Origin of the sequence: Ornithinibacillus massiliensis (genome assembly GCF_018310345.1) — a bacterium.
Taxonomy (GTDB): domain Bacteria; phylum Bacillota; class Bacilli; order Bacillales; family Amphibacillaceae; genus Ornithinibacillus; species Ornithinibacillus massiliensis.
In genome coordinates this window covers 658,864-678,696 of the sequence record NZ_JAGXBY010000003.1, presented here as the reverse complement: position 1 = coordinate 678,696, position 19,833 = coordinate 658,864, and the positions used below count along the sequence as shown (strand labels likewise).

Below are 19,833 nucleotides of genomic sequence, written 5' to 3'. Positions count from 1 at the left end.
CTTCTAGTATTTCACCAATATTAATTAAGGTGAGCCTAATCGTAAAAGCGTTGAGCTATTTCAATTGAAAAGTAGTTAAAAGGATTGCATTCCACCATAATTAAATCACGAGTAATTTTATTGCATATTTTCATAATAGGATCAAAACCTGGATTAATTTATCTAGCAATAAAAGTGTGGGCTATAAGGATGTTAATGTTCAAGAAAATATCAATAAATAGTATTATCAAATACTTTCTTGATAATATTCACAATTTTATTAGCTTCTTCATATGTTAATATAAATGGCGGGAATAAATGTATTCCTGTTGTACGTGGCTGATTAAAGAATGGATAAACAATTAGTCCTTTTTGCGTAAATTTATTAACAAGCTCACTAATCTGTTGGTAGCTGAGGCATTGATAAGTTTTTTTATTTTTAACCAATTCAATACCTAGCATAAGACCTTTACCTCGTGTTTCGGAAAAATTCTTATGACTCTGGAGTGTATTAAAAATTTCGTTTCGAAGATATTCGCCAATGTTTGTCACGTGTTTTAGTAATTTATCATCATTGATTATTTCCAAGGAGGTAATTCCTGCAGCACAAGCTAATGGATTACCATTCTGTGTGGATAAATGTTCAATTTGGGCATTATGACTTATAAAGGTTTCATAAATTTTACTGCTAATTAAAGTAGCTCCTAATGGCAAATAACCATTATTAATTCCTTTAGACAAACAAAGGACATCTGGTTCAATGTTATAATGCTCAAACCCAAACAATCTTCCAGTCCTACCAAAGCCTGTAGCTACTTCATCGATGACTAACAAGATATCATGTTGCAGACAGAATTTTTTTATCAATTGAACATATTCTACCGTGAGAGGTATGGATCCCCCGGAACCTAGTACAGGCTCTATAATTACTGCAGCAATATTTCCCCCATCTTGATTGAAAATATTGTGTAACTCTTCCTTAATCTCGTCAATGCTATCACTATTTGCTTGATTAGGGTATTTCTTAACAGGAGTGGGTAAAAAAATCATCCCTGACAGATTAGGACCATATTCTGAAGAAACTTCACGATCAACTCCACTGATACTCATCGATCCGTAATACGTACCATGGTAGGATAAATCTAATGTGGCAATTTTGTTTTTATGGGGTCTACTTTTTAGTTGATTATATTTACGAGCGATCTTAATTGCTAGTTCTGTAGATTCAGAACCAGTGCATGTATAGATAACATTTACTATATTATCTGGAACAACGTTTAATAGTTGTTCTGCAAACTTTACTGTAGTAGGGTTACTATGTTGTATTGGATTGACATAAGCAATTTTATCTAGCTGATTTATTATGGCCTCATTAATTTTATGATTTCCATAACCTAAAGAAACGTTCCATAAACCACTTATTGCATCAAGATAAACTTTTCCTTGTGTGTCTTGGATGTATATCCCTTCACCCCGAACTATAATAGGGAAATCAGGTCCATAGGATACTGGCTTTAAAGGGTGAACATGTGGATAAAGCATATTCTTCGTACTCAATTATAACACCTCTTTTATTTATAATAATTTAGAAGAGATTATCAATGGTAGTCACAATAAAATTGTTGATTCCAATTAATGGTTATTATAATAGAGTGATAGACTAATTTCAATAATGTTAAAATTTTATAAATAATTAAGAAAAATTATTTACTTCATGTAATTGTAATGCTAAAATGATAATCGAATTATTAATAAAGTCTATAGAGGTGTTGTTTGTAAATTGCTAGTTATCGGATATGTATATGAGGATAAGTATGGAATGTTCCACATGACAAACCAATTAATCGGAGCAGATTTAAATAAGCTAGATTCGATTGAATTACTAGATTTCTATACTAACACACCAGATGATTTTTACTCCTTTCTTGAATATTACAACGTAACGGATTATATATTTGTATGCGATGGTAAAAGAATGCATAGGTTTGTAGGATTCTTAAATAACAATTATCCAATCCGTTTCCAATTAGTCGATACTAACCAAATATTGAAAATTGGCCACTCTACTTTATCTAGTTACAACCTTAGAAAAAAGTTTCCTAACAACACTGCTTTACATGTAAAGTTTGAACAGGAAACGTCCCCTATAAAAGATGCCTTACAACTATTGTTAACGGGCCACTATCCTCTAAACACCAAAGGAAATCAAATCAAACATTTTTATGTTGAAAATAAGGATTTATTAAACAAAATAAATAGTAGTGTCTTAAAGAATTGTGTTATAAATTCAATCATTTTTTATGATAGATGTACCACTGATATCCTGCCTGAATTGTTTCCAGTCCTAGTAAACTTTCACAGAGAAAAAGAAACAATAGAATATATGAATCTAATTCATATGAACGAAGAAGAAATAATAGAGGGTATGAAATCTTTTCAAAGTAATGGTGAAGTGTTGAATAATCAAATTACCAATGGCATTATTGATTATTCCGCAGTGATGAACATCGATAGAAATCAGCGGTTATTCTATTTTAAAGATGGCATCTTCAGGGATTACAGTAAAAACTATCTTATTACGAATAATTTTGATGAAGATTTTTATGTGCTAGTTAACTACTTAAGTTACAAAAATACCCGTATGACTACACCAATCATGAGAATATTCCCAATGGTTATAAACATTTCTGCTTTACTAGGAAAAAAGAAGATGTATATGGTTACCCCTTACAATGCATTTTTTACTAAAGAATATCTACAAAAACATAAAGATTTTAAGCTTATCGGGTTCGTAATAGATGATCAATATTATTTATATAATATTTCCCTAAACAAGAATTACAAAGTAAATAAAGCAACCTTACTTTTACTAGAGTATTATTTAAAGAACAAAATCGATTCTATAGAATTACAAAAATATATTCCTAATAAACTGGAATCTTTTAAAGAACAGTTTTATAAGATTATCGAGAGCATATCATAGAATCTTAATACTGAGTTGAGGTGTGGTTATTGAAAAACATAATCATTATTGGTTCTGAAGGAATTATAGGACAAGCTGTTAGAGATACCTTTAAAGATTATTTTCAAGTATGTATAGATAAATCTTTAGGCGAAGAAATGGTGGAAAATTCTAATTCCATTCAGTTATCTTATGATATTACATCAGAACAAGATCTTAATAAAATATATGAAGTAATTAAGGGAAAGAATTTGAATATTGATGGCGTAATATATTTAGCTGGTGTTAATTATATGAGAAACTTTTTTACTTCGACAACCGATTCCTGGCAAGAAACATTTGATATAAATTTATTTGGAATTGTTAAATTCCTAAAACGGATATATAACCTGTTTTCTGAAAAAATTTCCATCGTGTGTGTTGCATCGCAAAATGGAATCGTTGGGCATGAAGATCGAGTAGATTATGGGCCGTCTAAGGCAGCGATTATTCAACTAGTAAAAAATCTAACTGTTGACTTCGCTAAGTATTCGAATAAAGATATTAAGATAAATTGTGTTTCACCAACCTATGTATTAACAGAGGAAAACAAGGAATATTTTGATAGCTTCCCTGGTAAGAGACTTATAAATAGAATTCCTTATAAAAAGCTAGTAACACCAACTGAAGTTTCTAATGTAATCGAATTTTTAACATCTGATAAAAGCGATGCAATTAGAGGTCAAAATATTGTTATAGACTATGGATATACTGTAGTTTAATTCTATTAAAGGAGGTGATAATTATGTCAAAAGAACTTACAAAGATCAATGAAAATGAAAAAATTGATCAATTATTTGCAGACATTGAAGAGTTAGAGTTTGTTGATATCAATGAAGCTACGGCTCTACCAGAGACAGCTGCTACTAGTGGTTCTGCGTTTGGTAGCAACTGCTCTACATGTGGTTCAAGCTCAACTTGCTCTTCTACAACATGATTTCACTTCTAAGGTAAAACATGTTTTAGAAGGGTTGTCTAATTGACTATGGGTTAAGCCAACCCTTCTAATCCCAAAATATTATATTAAACAATTTAATTTTGTAATATCCGTAAAAGGTTGTGAATTGGATGGTCCAAATACATTCTTGTGCAACATTAGTTTATTTTAAAAAAGATAATGATAATTTAATAACCGCAGATAATCATTTTGATTTATCTTATATACGTAACTATTTAGCTGAAGAAGGTATAAGCACAACCCAATATATTGAGAAAAACCTTAAATTAATTTACGATCTAGAAGATGATATAGCAGCTATAGGTAATAAAATCATAATTTTTTATATTGATGAAAAGAACTTCGATATTACCCATATAGTTTCTGAAAGGTTAAAACAGATTGATTATACAATAATTTGGACTGGTTTTGTCTCTAATGATTATAATAATTTCATTTCTAAACAAGTTTCTTATGACCTGCTAATCTCTGATAACTTAGCTGAAAAGGTATTACAAATACTAATTGAGTTAGTTAACGATTTGCCTATAAAAGCATCCACTTTCGTAGAAAATCGGAGTCATTATGCATCTTTCAATCTATCTACTCAAAATACACTATCTCCATATCAGAACGGAAATATACAAGTAAGACAAGTGAATAACTATGGCATGAGATTAAATTTATTTAACCTCACTGACTCTTTAAGATTAGAGCATAAATATATAGTAAACCAAATTATTGATGACCTTCGATTATTTGAATCAAAAGGAGTTAGTGGCACGATTAACTTTTTGGATCACGATATTCTCAATAATTTAGAATTATTCAATTCTCTAATGAATGTTATGAATCCCGAAGAGTATTCGTTTACATTCTCAGCGAGAGTTAGCCTTAACAAATTGTCAGACGATATTCTCAAGAAATTGGCACATTCAAAATTTAATAGGTTAGAGATTCTTATACAAGAAATTGATTATGAAGATATTATTTCTAAATTTGATAGAATTTATAAAACAATGAGTAGTTATAAAGGGAATATTTCGTATAGTCCTATTTTACTAGAAAATAACAAAAATGTAAACTCCAATCAACTATTAAAGTTTATCAATAGTTCGGTATACTCAAAGCTATTTGAGGGTGACATTAGAATTTTACTTCATAATGATATGGATAAAGTTAGGGATCGAGGGAATTTTAGTCGTGAAATTCCGCAATATTTAGGTGGGATTTTGCAAAATCAGCAACAGAATTCATTATCAATGAGAGTTGAAGGTGCTCTTATAAATGGTTATATTTCTTTCTTAACAGGCTACTATCCTTATAACTTTGCTGGTGGTAATAGTAAACATGTTGCTGTTAAGGATAAACAATTAGGTAAGAATACTTATCGTAATTTAAGTAATTTTTTAGGTATTAATAGTGCTGTCATTTATGATTCAGGACAAGAAAGATTGTCTTCTGTAGAAGGTTTGTTATATAGCATTAATGAAGGTGGTGCAATACGGGAGACAAATGAAGTATTTGACTTTAACAAAGATGAAGCTAGAAAACAAGATGTTTTCTTACCACACTACCATCAAGTGTACAAAACAGGAAGGAAATATATTGAGACACTTCAAATAGATGACCATCACCATTCCTTAGAAATCGAAGTTCTTAAAACACCTTATTCTGAAGTTAATGATGAGCAGCTATTAGATGAATACAATTTTTTGTCTATTAATACAGAGCAAGATCTCGAGCATTTTATAAATGATGTTGAATATTTTGTGCAAACAGGACAGTTCCGTAACTTTTATGAAATATCAAGTTTTCTATTGGACGCTTGTAGGTGGGGTAGGGCTGAACACTGTGCATTAGCAAAACTACATCGCTTTAATTTAGATGAGAGTCAAAATATTCTACCTTGTGGAGGATGTAGCAAAGCAATTGGCAAACTTTCAGATTCTTATATAAATCTGGTTGGTAACGCTTTACAAATCTCTGAAGAAGAGCAAGAGCTTCGTGGATGTAATATTTGCCCAGTGAAAGATAGTTGTTCTAAATGTGCGATGCTCCCTAATTACATGAATAGAGAACAGTATTGTGAGATTAGAAGGAAAAACCAATATATTGGTGAATATATAAATATTTCCAATATCATCAAACACTTGTTGAAGAATGTCCCGTTATTTATCAATGCTAAATATCAAGATGTTAAAGTTTCCACACCATTTAATACACATATGTTCTCAAACGACATCATTTCTAATAGTAATTCTTTAATAAAAGAGCATATTTACCTATTATACATACAAGACGAGCCAATTATCGTGGAAAATAGAAGTTTAAAATTATTGAAAATCCCTACAGCTGTTGCGTTGGTATTTGAAGGTTTGTTAAAGGGTGCTTCTAGTGAATTGATTAGAGAGGAGGTAATTAATAAATTTAAAATTAATGTTGACGTAGCAGACAGTTTGTATAAGAAAACGATAGATAGACTATTAGATTTAAACTACCTAGATAACCATAGAATGTCAGTATTAAACTAGATGATAATGCAAGTTAAACTAAATTAGCTAAAAGAGGTGCTATTTGTATGCCTATTAGTATTTATAACTATGCGGAAAGTAAGATACCACTAATCCTAGAAATGACTAGTAATACTACGCTTAGGAATTTACAGGGTAGTTATTACCTTGATAACGATTGGCAACATGGACCAAACACACTGGTAGTATTCCGCAATGGTTCTGAAGAGAGGTTTCTAGTGGATGAAATAAAAGAATTTGTACGTGATTATATCAATAGAAATCCAATTAATCACGAATATCTTAGGCAAAAACAACAATTATATCGGGAAAAACAAAGAACATTAGTTGAACTTGAATATCGAGATAATGTTGATATCAATTTATTACATGAGCATGGTCATGTTCTTTCAAGGCCTAGGAAAAGTGGAATCTATAATTCGAAACAACACCGAAAGACTTTCGATAAGTATCGATGTGATCTAAATGATATTTACCTAAAGATTTTGGAGAAATACCATGAATTATCGATAGTAGAAAGAGCACATCTATTTTTACACCAGTTTCGCTTTATTGCCTCATTATATGAGGATGGCCCCAAAAATGGACATTTAACATTTTTATCTCATGCACAAGGGTTCTTATCAAATATTGAAGCAAGAGGTTTGAATAGTAATATTAAGATTAATTTTGAAAAGAAAAGAACGCAACTATTTCATAACAATGAAATCATTTTGAGAGATGATATTATTGAATTGATGCAAGAATGGGAAGCTAGATGGACTAATATAGCAATGGAGATGAATGATAGCTTTAGTATAGACAATTATGATGATCCAGAAGAAGGAGTAGGATTAAAGCCACAACTAGAGTTGTTGAAAAGGGAACTTGCTCCTTTAAATAATGAATTTCATACGGATTTATTAAGTTTAGATGAAACTGGAGAACTAGAACAATTTCTTCACTCTAAAAAAATGCTTGTATTTAGGGACATTGTTAATTTATTTTACCTAAGTCTGCCATTATTTGAACAAAGCATGGCAGAGAAACAATTCTATGCCTATTCTGTTGTAAAATATTATGATGATTATTTTAATGGTGAAGTTCTGTATAAAATCTAATAAAGGATTTGGGTGTTAACTAATGACTTTAAATCCATTTGTATTAAAAAGAGAAAATATATTAGAAAAAAGTGCAATAAAACATGATTTTGATACCGACGTATTTCTTGAAATTGATCACGTAGAATTATTATTAAATAGTTACCGTGATAAAATAATTGACTCTCTAAACAAAATGCTTAAAAACACAAATAATCCTTACCTATTGAATTCTATTAGATATTTAAGAAAGAATAAGTATCAAAGATTTGTAAATAGTTCAGATAATATACAAGCATTTATTCCAATTACTCTAAATGAAGAAATAAGTAGATTTATCGGATTATATCGACATTATATTCAGTTATCAGAAAGCGCAAAACTAATGTATGAAAGAAATTTAACAGAAGTAAGGCAACGGTTTAAAGATATCCTTGAAGAAAATTTGTTTATATCAAACGGATTACATTTGATTAATCCACAGATTTATTCTAAATTAACATCTTATTTGAACACACCTTTAGAAGAACATAAAAGTAAACATCGTAAGTTAGAAGGTACCTTATATAATTTTATTAGTCGATCAGCTCTAAAAACGAGTCCATTTAGTAATATTACTAATGTCGGGAGAGCGGAATTATCTAATCGTAATACGTTAGCTAATGAATATCAAAAATCAGTTTCTTTAAATTATACATTTGTTTATAAATTGACTTATTATTATTTATTTAACTCTAATTTGTTTATTGAGAAGACGAAATATACGATCCCACCATTTTCAATTACCTTGGAAAATGGGGTACATTACATTGAGTTTCTTTCAAAAAAAGAAAATTCTAACCGAACAAAAGTCTTTCTTTCAGAGGAACGATTAGGAAAGTTGAAAATACCGCAGTCATTAGTTGCCCTTTTTAATGAAAAAGAAATGGATAACTATATATCCTTCGCTGAACTGCATACTGCTATAGGAAAAGAAATACAAAAGGAGAAGATACTTGCAATCATTCGTAACTACCTAAAAATAGGGCTATTAATTCCAGTAATAGGATTTGATGAAACAAAGTATGAAGTCTTTTTCGAAGATATCAAAAGCAAGCTAATTCCTTTATTGGAAGAAGGACCCTACTCAGAATTAATAACGTATCTTAATAAAATCTATGAATTGTCTAAACAAGTATCTTTTGCAGAAGATATCAATGAAAAACATTACTATTATAAAAAACTAAATATTATTTTGAAAGAAATAAGTGAGAAAACAGGTATTAAATTTGCTCCTAATCAAGTATTCTATGAAGACGGTTATTATACTGAGGTAGAATATATCGACAGTGAAATAATGAATAGATTCATTAGTCCGCTTAAACAAATACAAACATTTTCACTTATTTTTGATACTAGTATCAGATTACGGTATGAATTTGCTGCTAGATTAAAAAGTATTCGTAAACAGGATTTCCTAGAGATGGATAGTGATTTCTTCTCTATTTTGTTTGATTTATCCAAGGATATGACGAACTATTGGGAAAATCCCGCATTTATTGCATCGGATCAATTTTATTCAGACGAACTAAAAGAACTAGATAATATAAAATTTAGCTTTATAGCAGAATTAAATAGTTTATGTAAGAACTACTCATCTGACTCTATCGATATCACAAGATTGATTGACACCTATATCCAAAAAATCCCTAAAAAGATTAGAAAAGAGAAGGGGATAAGTACTGGTGTCTTTGCCCAAATTAATCAGGATAAATTAATAATAAATTCTTTATATGAAGGTCAGGAAAGATACCTGGCACGATTCATGAATTATTTTATAGAATATTTATTTGATAGTGAAGATTATCAGGTTTATACAAAGGATTTCTATGATGATAATAATTACTATGAATTATCAGATACGTACGGTTTTAATGGTAATGTGAAGGAACATCGACTTAGTAGAGAGTGCTATACAGTAGGCGTTGGAAACCGGAGATTCTCTATTAAGGATAATGAATTGCTTCATAAGGTCGAAGATTTTAAAGTAAACGTCAGTGATAATTTATTTAGATTTATTGATAGAGATGGTAAGGAAGCAAAAATCTGTTTTAGAGGATCTCTTACTCCTACATACATGCCTGGATATATAGCAATACTATTACAAATGTTTACATCAGGAGCGATGTATTACAAATTAGGAGAGATGATAAAGGAAGAAATTATACCAAGAATCTCTTATGGCAATATAGTGCTTAATAGAAAGAGGATTCGTTTAACCTACATACAAGAGGAATTAACAAGAAAAGATGAAGAAAGTGATTTTGAGTATTACAGACGTTTAAATTTAGTTTTCTCAAAATTGGAACTAGATAAAGAATTCTTTGTCGTCATTGATCGAAGTTCACAGCTAAATGATGAGGAACTTTTTAAATTTAAACCTCTCTACATTAACATAGAAAATCCTTTATCTGTAAAAGTATTTGAAAAAGAAGTGGTGGATAAGTTTGAGAAGTCAATTTATGATCTTTTTTTTATGGAAGAATATTTGAGCAACTCAGGTCCCAATGCTAAAGAGTTTAATTTTGAAATTTATCAGAAGGGTGAAGCTTAAATGGATGGATTACTGATATTAAATCGACAAAATACAATGGTTTACTTGGATGAAAATAAAAGTATTATTAAAACGTATTTTCTAGAGGTATCCATAGAGACGTCTCAAGAACAATATGAGTTATTAATAGATCTTCTTAATGCTTCTAAACGTGAGCTAGTAATTAGTGATTACTTGAAAAGTCATGAAGATCAAAAATATATTATACGTTTATTGAAAGTGCTATATGAAATCGGAGCCATTTTCATCTATTCTAATTCTTATGGTTTATCTAGCTATTTCAAGAATAGTTGGTTTAGAGTTTTGTCTCAGTATTTACCCACAGATAAGGATATTCTTCATAGTTGCCGTTTATTAGACGAAGCGGTAATACATATCACGCCAGAAGTCGACCAGCAATTTCCGATATTAAGAGATCTATTGATTGAAAATGATATGACTGTTTCACAAGAAATAGGAGGAGAACTTAAGGATAGTGATTGGATAATTACGATGGAGAATGAATTTATTCATCATAATATTATCGAGCTATCTTTATCAGCGGATAAAATAATCGGGAGTACGAATAAGCTAGCTCAAAATTACAAACCTATAGAGAATAAGGAACATTTGATTTCTAAAGAATCTTTATTATACAAAGTGGGTCCATACTATGCCATGTTATATGTTATTAAATCTATAGTGGGTATATCTAAATCTACTTTTTCCTTAAATAAAGAAGGGAAATTTTATGAATATGATTTAGAGGAAGAAGATTTCATGCAGACAGTTGAAGAATTTTCTTTTCCAAAACCTAAGCGTTCTAAGGAAAAGCTAGATTACATTGGAAATTTTGAGTCGTTCATCAATAACAATCCAACTATACCAATTTCTATTTCAGGTTGGAAGGATGAACAATATGCTGACTTATTTCAAATGGGATACACTACTTATTCTCTATCCGATAGATCAACGAACGACACTTTTGTTTATGCAGGTGTCGATTATATTGAAATAGCTATGGAAACTATAAAAAAAGGTCTAGAATACTATTTTAATAGGGATCTAAAACAAAGCAAATGGATGATTTCTACTAACGAGTCTTATTATCTAGATAAGGTGCTATTTCTACTACAATATGTGGATGAACCTTTTACGGTTCAGAAGGTAGAGCGAGTGAATTATCCTAATAATGATTTAAACAACTATTTTACTATACTAAATATGGATATAGATTTTTATGTTAAAAAGTATATCAATTCTAGTTCATATATTGTTTACTTATTAGATCATGGAAAAGATAAAATGTACTCAGATGAAAAAAGGACATTAAACATTGAAGAAAAAATGGTTGAGTTAGCATTAAATTATATATTAATTAAGTTTAATTCCAATAAAAGAATCACGAATATTTTAACAGCTATCAATTCGATTGATAAAGAAGCATTACTTCAAACGGATAATCATGAATATATTAGCTTGGATATACCTAATGAAAAAGAATTTATAGAAAATGGATTACAGGTATTTAAGCACTCTAACTTATATCTATTGGAAAGTGCATGGAAGTATGAAGAACAATTACATGAATCTAATTTAATTGTTCGAAAGATTGAGGTGGAGAAAAATCAAAATTCTAGAGTCTAGGAGAACGGTTGTAGCTTCTCTTGAAATTAATCAATATGTTGTTGTAGCTTATAAGTCGCATAAATTAGGATGTATAGAATGTGTTCGGAAGAGAGTAGAAGATAAAGGTTTGAATCAACATTTCAGTAGACCTGATTTAAATCAAGTTGATTTAAAGATTATCGAAGAACTAAAACAGAAGGTTATGGAGGAGGAAGGGCATTACTATTTTGCCTATAACCTACTAACGAAAGATATTATTAAACTCTTTATGATTAAATATCCTCAATGTTCTGTTTGTGGTGAAAAAGAGTCCATTAACCTATTAAAGGAAACTGCGATAATTTCTGTAAACGATCGATTAAATGATGGATTTAGAGAAAGAGAATTTGATGAGGTAATAAAGGTCCTACAAAATAATATAGAGAGCTTTTTACATCCACTGTTCGGTCTTTTTGATACACATAGCCGTAATATATCTGATAGTATGCCCCTTATCAGTTTGTATGTAACGTTAGGGAGAAGAAAATTTGATGCACATGGGAGGCGGAGTACATATAAAGGTTCATTTTTTACTTCTATATTAGAAGGGTTAGAAAGGTTTCACGGAATTGCCCCTCCAACAACTAGTAGTTACTACACCAGTGAACAATCTCTTATGGAGGAAAAACAGCAATTTATCTCGCTTCATCAATTTCTTCGTCTACCAGAATCATTGTTCACGGAAGATTTTGTACAAGTTGAAAAATATTCAACGGAGACTGATATATTTTGGAGATATGTATATTCATTCAATGATAAGAGATATATATTAGTTCCAGAAGAAGTTATTTACTTCTCGACACATGATTTTTATGAAAAACCACACGACAAACGTTACATTCTCGATAGTTCAAACGGTATTGCGCTAGGATCGAACGAGATTGAAGCATCAATTGGTGGTTTATTTGAGGTAATTGAACGAGATTCTTTTTTAGTACATTGGTATTCTAAATCAAGTCCATTAAGAGTAGAAGGTATAGAAAATATTGGAAATAAAAACATCAACTTGATGATTGCCTATTTACAGTCAATTGGATATAAGGTACATATCTTTGACGTAACTCTTGAAAGTGAAGTCCCCTCGTTTTGGGTCTTGCTTGAACTAGAAGATAAAGAGACAGATGAAGATAGAATTGCCCTATATACAACAGCTGGAACAAATATTAATCCAGAGGAGGCGATTGAATCTGCACTTGTGGAAGCATCCACATCAATTAGGTCTTTTATTGGATATCAAAAATTAATTTATAAAGGTGTTAAACCAACTGATTTCATGGAGGATTATAGAAAGATTAAAAAGCTAGAAGATCATTTATATTTATATTCATCACCAAAGATGAGATTTGCTTTCGATTTTGCTATTCACACTAAGCGTATTATAGATGCAAATGAACTTATGAAAAAACGCTCCACATACCTAAACAAATTCTCATCACAACGAGAGCTTTTTGACAATATTATAAATAAGCTCACTCCCCATCATGAAGTCTATCAAGCAAATTTATCGAGTCGTACCTTAAAAATTCTTGGCTTTAATTGTGTGAAAATACTAATACCAACAATGCAAAATATAGGTTTCGGGTATTTGTATCAAAATATTAATCAAGAAAGAATTCAACAAGCTGTCCAGTTAAATAATCTAGATGGTGAAACAGAGGTGATGAATCGTGAACCACATCCTTTCCCATAATCCATCTATTCATCAATTAGAATTGGATTATTATCAGAGTTATTCTGCTGATCGCTATACCAATTCAAATAATAACAATTTTACCATTTTGATTCCTTTTCAGAAGGAATTCGTTAATAGAGATTATCTATATAACGGGCATATTGAAAGATACCCACAATTAATTGATGATGTCATTGAACATACTTTAAAGATAAAAAGATACGATATTCTGAGTTATTATCATGACCATAATAACTCTCCTTCCGTGAGGAGTTTGCACACAGCGAAATTACTATTTCTAATTAATGGAAAGTTCTACTATTACAATATTTACGAAGAGCAGTTGTTGCTTGTTTCACATAGTAATATTGATGAAAAATATTTTAAGAGAGATAAATTATATATTTTTGGTGTAAGCGATGTACTGAATTTAGCTAGATTTTATAGTGAATTCGCTTTATATGCCTCACTACTTGATGCAGGGCATCTATTATATAATGTGAAAAATGTATTACTTAATAAAAATATAGACTTCCTCCAATATAAAGAGATTAATAGTAAATATATATATAAGCATATCAATATCGATCAGCGCTATAGCTATATTTCTTTTGGTTTAGAAATAAGTCTGCAAAATAAAGTAAATCTATGGACAGGTTGTAAAAGCTATTCAACTGGCCGTGATATGAGAATATCTATTTCCCATAATGAACTAAGAAAATCGAAATATTTAGATGACCTTCTAAATCATTATAATAGTTCTGTTTATCAGGATAAATTCTCCATTAAAACAGATAACATTCCATTCTTTCCGTTATCTTCAAAGTTAATTAGAAATTCTGCTCATACAACGATAGGAAATCATAACTATGGAGAGAAATTTGAGTCTTTTATACCTGAAGATGTACTTCATTATTTGATGAAGTCAAAGAAGTTATTTAGTAGTAATGGGATGGAATATTGTTTTCTACTGAAAGATGATAATGGGGAATGTATATATTGGGCAGATTCAACTACAAGTAATGTAAAGATTGATTTTCGTAAAGTAATGCATGATGACCATAAATTTTTTGATTTTAAATCTTATAGAATTGTATTTGTATGTTTTTCACATAGAGAGTGTGTGCTAGAAAATGGTTTAAAAAATCACCTTATCACATCTTCAGAATTGATGCAGCTAGTTTCTTTATATGCTGCTTCCATTGGGTATGCTTTTAGACCAATGAAAAATCATAATGATCATTATTTGAAAAATTTACTAAACCTTAATAGCAATTATGAAATAAATTTCATAGGAGTTGTCTGTAACTCTCCAATTCAGCAATTAAGTTATTTTATTAGATAAATAGGAAAAACAAAGCAAACCGGTTTTCCTTCTCCTTTAATTTGTGAGAATAAAATAATAAAAGGAGTGGCAGAATGTGGTATTCCTTACATGGATTTATCCATGATTTTAAAGCGATTGATAATTACTTAAAGTCAGATTTTCAACATGTCATACAAGACGATATGGAGACATACTTTTTTATTAGGTATTGGTTAGGTGGCCCTCATGTAAGGTTACGATTTAAATGTAAGGAAGAGGATTATCAAAAAATTAGAGTGCGCTTCGAAGAATCTATCACCACTTTTCTAAAGAAAAACATAGTGGATTTAATTGATTATGAACATTTCTACCAGAATACTATGTTAGAAAATGAAAATATTACTCATACCTACTGGTGCGAGCATGGTTCTGTAGTAGAGTTTGAATATGAGCCAGAATATGCACGGTACGGTGGCCAAGAAGCAATAAGGTATTCTGAAAATGTATTCTACGAAAGTAGTGTTTTGGCTAACCAACTAAACAAAATAGCATTTGGTAAAAGGATTATTATAGGTTTGGATTTAATATACTTAACTTTTCAGCTTGCTATAGAAAAAGATAATATTTATAGAACATATTCAGATATTTGGAGGGACTATAATGCTGATGGAGAAATAATTCCTAAGTATGAACAGATATTGAAGCAAAGAATAGGTCACCTCCAGCAATCTACTATAGAACATTATGCAATATATAATAATTACTTAAATAGTATTAAACATAATGGTATTCATCACGATATTTCAGTGCTTATCTCACATGTTCATATGACAAATAATCGACTTGGGATTTTTCCAGCCATCGAATATAATTTAGCGGCATTGATTGCTAATAATATAGGGGTAGAGGGTGAGATGCTTGAAAAGCAATGATCTGCTTTGGGATTTGACTGGTAGTAGAAGTACATTAAGGAAGCTATATCATAATAATGCCATGATGTCGGAACACTATCACTCTAACAGAATAAAACCGGTAACGGATCCACGAGAGTGGGAAATACTTGATGCAATTCCTATGGAAGAACCTGAGGCAGAGACGAACTTTGAAAAACTGTTAATGTCACGGCGAACTATAAGAGAAGTCAGTGGAAAGAAGGTTGACAATAACTTTATCTCTAGACTTCTAAAGTTTAGTGTTGGGATTACTGGTAGTACCGAAAAAGGCTATCAATTATTTAGCTATCCTTCTCCAGGAGCTACTTATGCTACAACTGTATTTTTATCAATCAACCTAGAAAAGTACAATTATGTATATCGTTATAACGCCTACGACCATTCTTTAGAGAAATATTTAGAAGATCCTGACCATCATATTGCAGAAATAATTTATGATAAGAAATTGGCTGTATTTCCGATAAAATTATTTTTTGCTAGCGACTATCAATTAATAGAGAAAATGTACGGAGAAATTGCTTACCGATTACTGTGTTTAGAAATGGGGCATATGGCTCAAAATATTTCACTTTATAGCCAGGAGCGGGGATATCACTCTGCGTGTATTGGAGGTTATAATGAGTTGCGGTTTAAAGAGATGATTGGGGAACAATACGATTTACATTATGTTGTCGTTGTGGGGTGAATTAGTTGTATTTAGTCTTAAAAGCAGAATACACCGTTATCAATGAAGAAGAATTTATTATTTCTCACTTATTTGAGGAGCTACATCGTTCCATAAAAGTTAGTAGTAATATAGATAAAGAGCTATTAGTTCAGAAATTATTGTATGGATTCAGTATGCCTAAGGATAAGAAGGCGTTATCCCAAGAAGAAAAACTAATGATAATGCTAAGTAAACAATTAGAGGAATTAATATTCTTAACAGAGGATGAATTTGATTATAGAAGAGAGATAAATATTCGAGGTGTTTTACTAGCTGCTAACAAGAGTGGGGTTGAACATTCTATTATTAAAGATTATTATGATACGTTTCATGATCAAAAAATCTATACCTTAGACGATAATCAGGAACTTATCAACTATTTTAAACGAGAGGGATTATCTCAAATTATCCCAATCTCTAGAGAAAACATTGCCTCTCTTCATCGAGGGAGCATTCTCTTAATTAATGAAAAGAATTTGCCATATGTTCAAAGTGTAAAAGACAATAAATATTTAGTTTACTCACTTGATAAATTAAGGTTAGGTCCTCTTTTAGTTCCAGGTACTACGATATGTTTAAAGTGCTATTACAACAATTATACTTTAATAAATAATGTGGAAATTGGCTATCCTATATATTATCGAAACTTTATATTAAATTTTCTTGTGAACACGGTATATTTTTGTTTAAATGACTTACATAAATCTTTAGGAACAGATGTAGGTCTCCCTATAAGGAAATGTTATCAACTAGCAAATCCCCAACTATCAGTTTCTGTAATGAATATCTATAAAACTAGTGATTGTAGTCTATGTTTCCAATTATAGGATATTCAGATTCTTTGAAGATAAATGTAAAAATTCGAAGATAAACTGTTGCATTAGTTGTGACAAATAATCTAACAGAAGGAGTTTTTTATATGATAAATATACAGAATCTATCAAAAAGCTATGGTAGGAAACAGGTCCTAAAAGATACTAGTTTCACTGTTAATAATGGAGAAATTTTCGCAATCCTTGGCCATAATGGTGCAGGGAAAACGACCCTTATTAAATGTATCATGAAGCTGATCCCTTATAGTGGAGAAATTGATTATGAGTTCCCTGAGAAAGATATTTACAAGAATATTAGCTTGCAAATGCAATCGTCAGTTTATGAGGAAGGGGCAAAAGTTTACGAAATATGTAATCTATATAAACAACTTCAAAAAAGTGACATTGACATAGATGAATTACTGGATGAATTTGATTTGTTATCCTTTAAAAAGAGTAATATAAATAACCTTTCTGGCGGTGAAAAGCAAAAGTTATCAATATTACTCACTCTTATTAACAAGCCCAAAGTAATAATTTTTGATGAAATTACAACTGGTTTAGATATAGTAGCGAGAAGAAAAGTTTGGGGTTTAATTAAAAAGGTTAATCAAGAGTATAACACAACTATTATCTTAACAAGTCATTTCTTAGATGAAGTAGAGTACTTAGCAAATCGGATTGTTATCTTGGAAAAGGGTGAAGTGACTTTAAAAGGTAGTGTTGGGGAAATAGTACAACAAACATTTGGAAATAAGAAAAAAATTAGTTTTGTAGTACCTAATTTAGTTCCAAATCTAAAGGATGGTCCTTTAGAACAAGAATTAGGAAATGTAACAAGAGATGGTAATCGATTTATTATTGAATACGATGCAGAACAGGAAGCGGAAATCCTAGAAAAGATTAAGGAAAGTAATGGAACAGATATCTATATTAAGAACTATTCATTTGAAGATGCATTCTTGAAAAATTTAGGATATGTCATTAACGAGAAAGGTGAAATTACACATGAATAAGATGATAGTATTTTCAAAATATCAGACGAAATTATTGTTGAGAAATTATAAGACGACGGCGATCGGTTTTTTAATGCCAGTGTTAATGTTTGTTATTTTTAGTAATGTATTTTCAGATATAGATATTACAGGGACACAATTTACAATAGTAGATTATTTATTGCCTGCGTTCATTCCTATCATTATTATCAATGCAGTTATTGTCATTTACGGACAATATTTAGCTTTATATGAAGAACAAGGAAACCTATTAAAATATAGGCTTTTAGGCTTAAACCATGTTACGATTTCATTTGGAATATTTCTAGCAACTCTCATCTTTCAAATCATAGCCATACTGCTACTAGTCATCACTGCTATGATTATATCCGATGTTCCTATACCTTTTGATAATGTTTTATCGGTTATTATAGTGCTAACTGTGATTAACTTATTTCAGTATGCAATTGTTTATCTTGTTTCAGCAGTAACAACTAAAAGTGCAACATATCAATCGATTGCTTTAATATTATTTAACTTTCAAATGTTTTTAGGGGGATTAACATTTCCACCTGAAATGTTTCCAAAATTTTTACATACACTAGTCGAATTTATTAATCCTATCTATTATGGCTTAATTGCCATGAGGGGAGTTTGGACGGAAAAGGCAAGTGTATTTTCTTATTACCAAGAATTAGGATTATTATTAATTTTAACTACTGTATTCATTGTTTTTGCCACTATTATCAAGAGAAAAAAGGCTTTAATTTGATTCCTATTACTATTGGTGGGTAATAAATAATAAGGGGGGTACGTATTATGAATTACGGAAAGAGTTTTGCAGATGTATATAGTAAACATTTGATTCATTTTTCTGTTCAAGTAGCTCCACGAATATATAAATATATTTCTACTAAAAGCAATAAGAAGGAAGTTTTGGATTTATGTTGTGGAACTGGACAATTAGCATATTATTTTTTAACAAAAGATTTTCAGGTTACAGGTATTGATATTTCTAACGATATGCTTTACCATGCCAAAGAACTGAGCAAACAATTTATTGAAAAAGGTAAAGCAGAATTTTATAATGATGATGCAAGGTACTTTTCGTTAAATAAAAAATTTCCTAATATTGTATCAACCTATGATGCGTTAAACCATTTAGAAGATGAACAGAGCCTTATACAGTGCTTTCAACAAGTATATGAACATTTAGAAGATGATGGAATATTCATTTTTGATCTCAATACGAAACTTGGTCTATCTAAAGGGGGAACATTTATTAGGGAAGAAGAGACACTATTTAGTGTCGCCCAAAGTATGTTCGAACCTTTAAGGAATAAAGCATTTACAAGGTATTATGGATTCGTCAAGAATGACGATTCACCTGACTATTATAAATATGATGAAGTGATATATAATACAATCTTCAAAATGGAAGATGTTAGGGAATATCTTTATAATGCCGGTTTTGGTTCAGTTGAATTTGCGCATTTAGTTAATTTATTTAAGATTGTTGAAGAACCAGAGAGCGAAGAAAGAGTATTTATTATAGCTACCAAATAATAGATTAACTGTCAATTATACAATACCTTAAAAATCCTTTACTTGAGGTGAAT

General features: G+C 30.4%; 16 protein-coding genes. 15 read left to right on the top strand and 1 reads right to left on the bottom strand.

Annotated elements, in window-relative coordinates; translation table 11 throughout:
* Positions 1–210: 210 nt before the first annotated feature.
* On the bottom strand, positions 211–1,536 hold the full coding sequence (locus KGF86_RS11970) for an aminotransferase family protein (protein ID WP_211741998.1): 1,326 nt from the start codon (positions 1,534–1,536) through the stop codon (positions 211–213).
* Between the two features lie 223 nt (positions 1,537–1,759).
* On the opposite strand from KGF86_RS11970, the gene KGF86_RS11965 reads away from it, so the two are divergent.
* The 15 genes from KGF86_RS11965 (at position 1,760) to KGF86_RS11895 (ending at position 19,780) form a co-directional block, all read left to right on the top strand.
* A complete protein-coding gene (locus tag KGF86_RS11965; protein WP_211741997.1) occupies positions 1,760–2,962 on the top strand; it encodes a hypothetical protein in 1,203 nt (400 codons plus the stop codon).
* A 29-nt stretch (positions 2,963–2,991) separates the two neighbouring features.
* Positions 2,992–3,702, top strand: a complete 711-nt coding sequence (locus KGF86_RS11960; protein WP_186871000.1) for an SDR family oxidoreductase — start codon at positions 2,992–2,994, stop codon at positions 3,700–3,702.
* 23 nt (positions 3,703–3,725) lie between these two features.
* A complete protein-coding gene (locus KGF86_RS11955; RefSeq protein ID WP_186871001.1) occupies positions 3,726–3,917 on the top strand; it encodes a thiopeptide-type bacteriocin in 192 nt (63 codons plus the stop codon).
* Between the two features lie 131 nt (positions 3,918–4,048).
* Positions 4,049–6,451: a hypothetical protein gene (locus tag KGF86_RS11950; protein ID WP_211741996.1), complete on the top strand. Its 2,403-nt coding sequence runs from the start codon at positions 4,049–4,051 to the stop codon at positions 6,449–6,451.
* A 47-nt stretch (positions 6,452–6,498) separates the two neighbouring features.
* Positions 6,499–7,551 carry a hypothetical protein gene (locus tag KGF86_RS11945; protein WP_211741995.1) on the top strand — a complete coding sequence of 351 codons (1,053 nt, stop codon included), beginning with the start codon at positions 6,499–6,501 and terminating at the stop codon, positions 7,549–7,551.
* A gap of 22 nt (positions 7,552–7,573) precedes the next feature.
* On the top strand, positions 7,574–10,123 hold the full coding sequence (locus KGF86_RS11940; protein ID WP_211741994.1) for a hypothetical protein: 2,550 nt from the start codon (positions 7,574–7,576) through the stop codon (positions 10,121–10,123).
* Entirely contained in the window at positions 10,124–11,749 is a 1,626-nt protein-coding gene (locus KGF86_RS11935) for a hypothetical protein (RefSeq protein ID WP_211741993.1), read from the top strand.
* Between the two features lie 109 nt (positions 11,750–11,858).
* Positions 11,859–13,460 carry a YcaO-like family protein gene (locus KGF86_RS11930; RefSeq protein ID WP_211741992.1) on the top strand — a complete coding sequence of 534 codons (1,602 nt, stop codon included), beginning with the start codon at positions 11,859–11,861 and terminating at the stop codon, positions 13,458–13,460.
* Positions 13,438–14,787: a hypothetical protein gene (locus KGF86_RS11925; RefSeq protein WP_211741991.1), complete on the top strand. Its 1,350-nt coding sequence runs from the start codon at positions 13,438–13,440 to the stop codon at positions 14,785–14,787. The genes KGF86_RS11930 and KGF86_RS11925 overlap by 23 nt, the downstream gene beginning before the upstream one ends.
* 74 nt (positions 14,788–14,861) lie before the next feature.
* Positions 14,862–15,680 carry a lantibiotic dehydratase C-terminal domain-containing protein gene (locus KGF86_RS11920; RefSeq protein ID WP_211741990.1) on the top strand — a complete coding sequence of 273 codons (819 nt, stop codon included), beginning with the start codon at positions 14,862–14,864 and terminating at the stop codon, positions 15,678–15,680.
* Positions 15,667–16,386, top strand: coding sequence for a nitroreductase family protein (locus KGF86_RS11915; RefSeq protein WP_186871009.1), 720 nt, complete (start codon positions 15,667–15,669; stop codon positions 16,384–16,386). Before KGF86_RS11920 ends, KGF86_RS11915 begins: the two co-directional genes overlap by 14 nt.
* A 5-nt stretch (positions 16,387–16,391) precedes the next feature.
* Complete coding sequence (locus KGF86_RS11910; protein ID WP_211741989.1) at positions 16,392–17,234, top strand: hypothetical protein; 843 nt, start codon at positions 16,392–16,394, stop codon at positions 17,232–17,234.
* Between the two features lie 92 nt (positions 17,235–17,326).
* Complete coding sequence (locus KGF86_RS11905; protein WP_186871011.1) at positions 17,327–18,235, top strand: ABC transporter ATP-binding protein; 909 nt, start codon at positions 17,327–17,329, stop codon at positions 18,233–18,235.
* On the top strand, positions 18,228–18,986 hold the full coding sequence (locus KGF86_RS11900) for an ABC transporter permease (protein WP_211741988.1): 759 nt from the start codon (positions 18,228–18,230) through the stop codon (positions 18,984–18,986). Before KGF86_RS11905 ends, KGF86_RS11900 begins: the two co-directional genes overlap by 8 nt.
* Positions 18,987–19,033: 47 nt before the next feature.
* The gene (locus KGF86_RS11895) at positions 19,034–19,780 is read left to right on the top strand and encodes a class I SAM-dependent DNA methyltransferase (RefSeq protein WP_211741987.1); all 747 of its coding nucleotides are present in this window, start codon (positions 19,034–19,036) and stop codon (positions 19,778–19,780) included.
* The last annotated feature ends 53 nt before the right edge of the window (positions 19,781–19,833 follow it).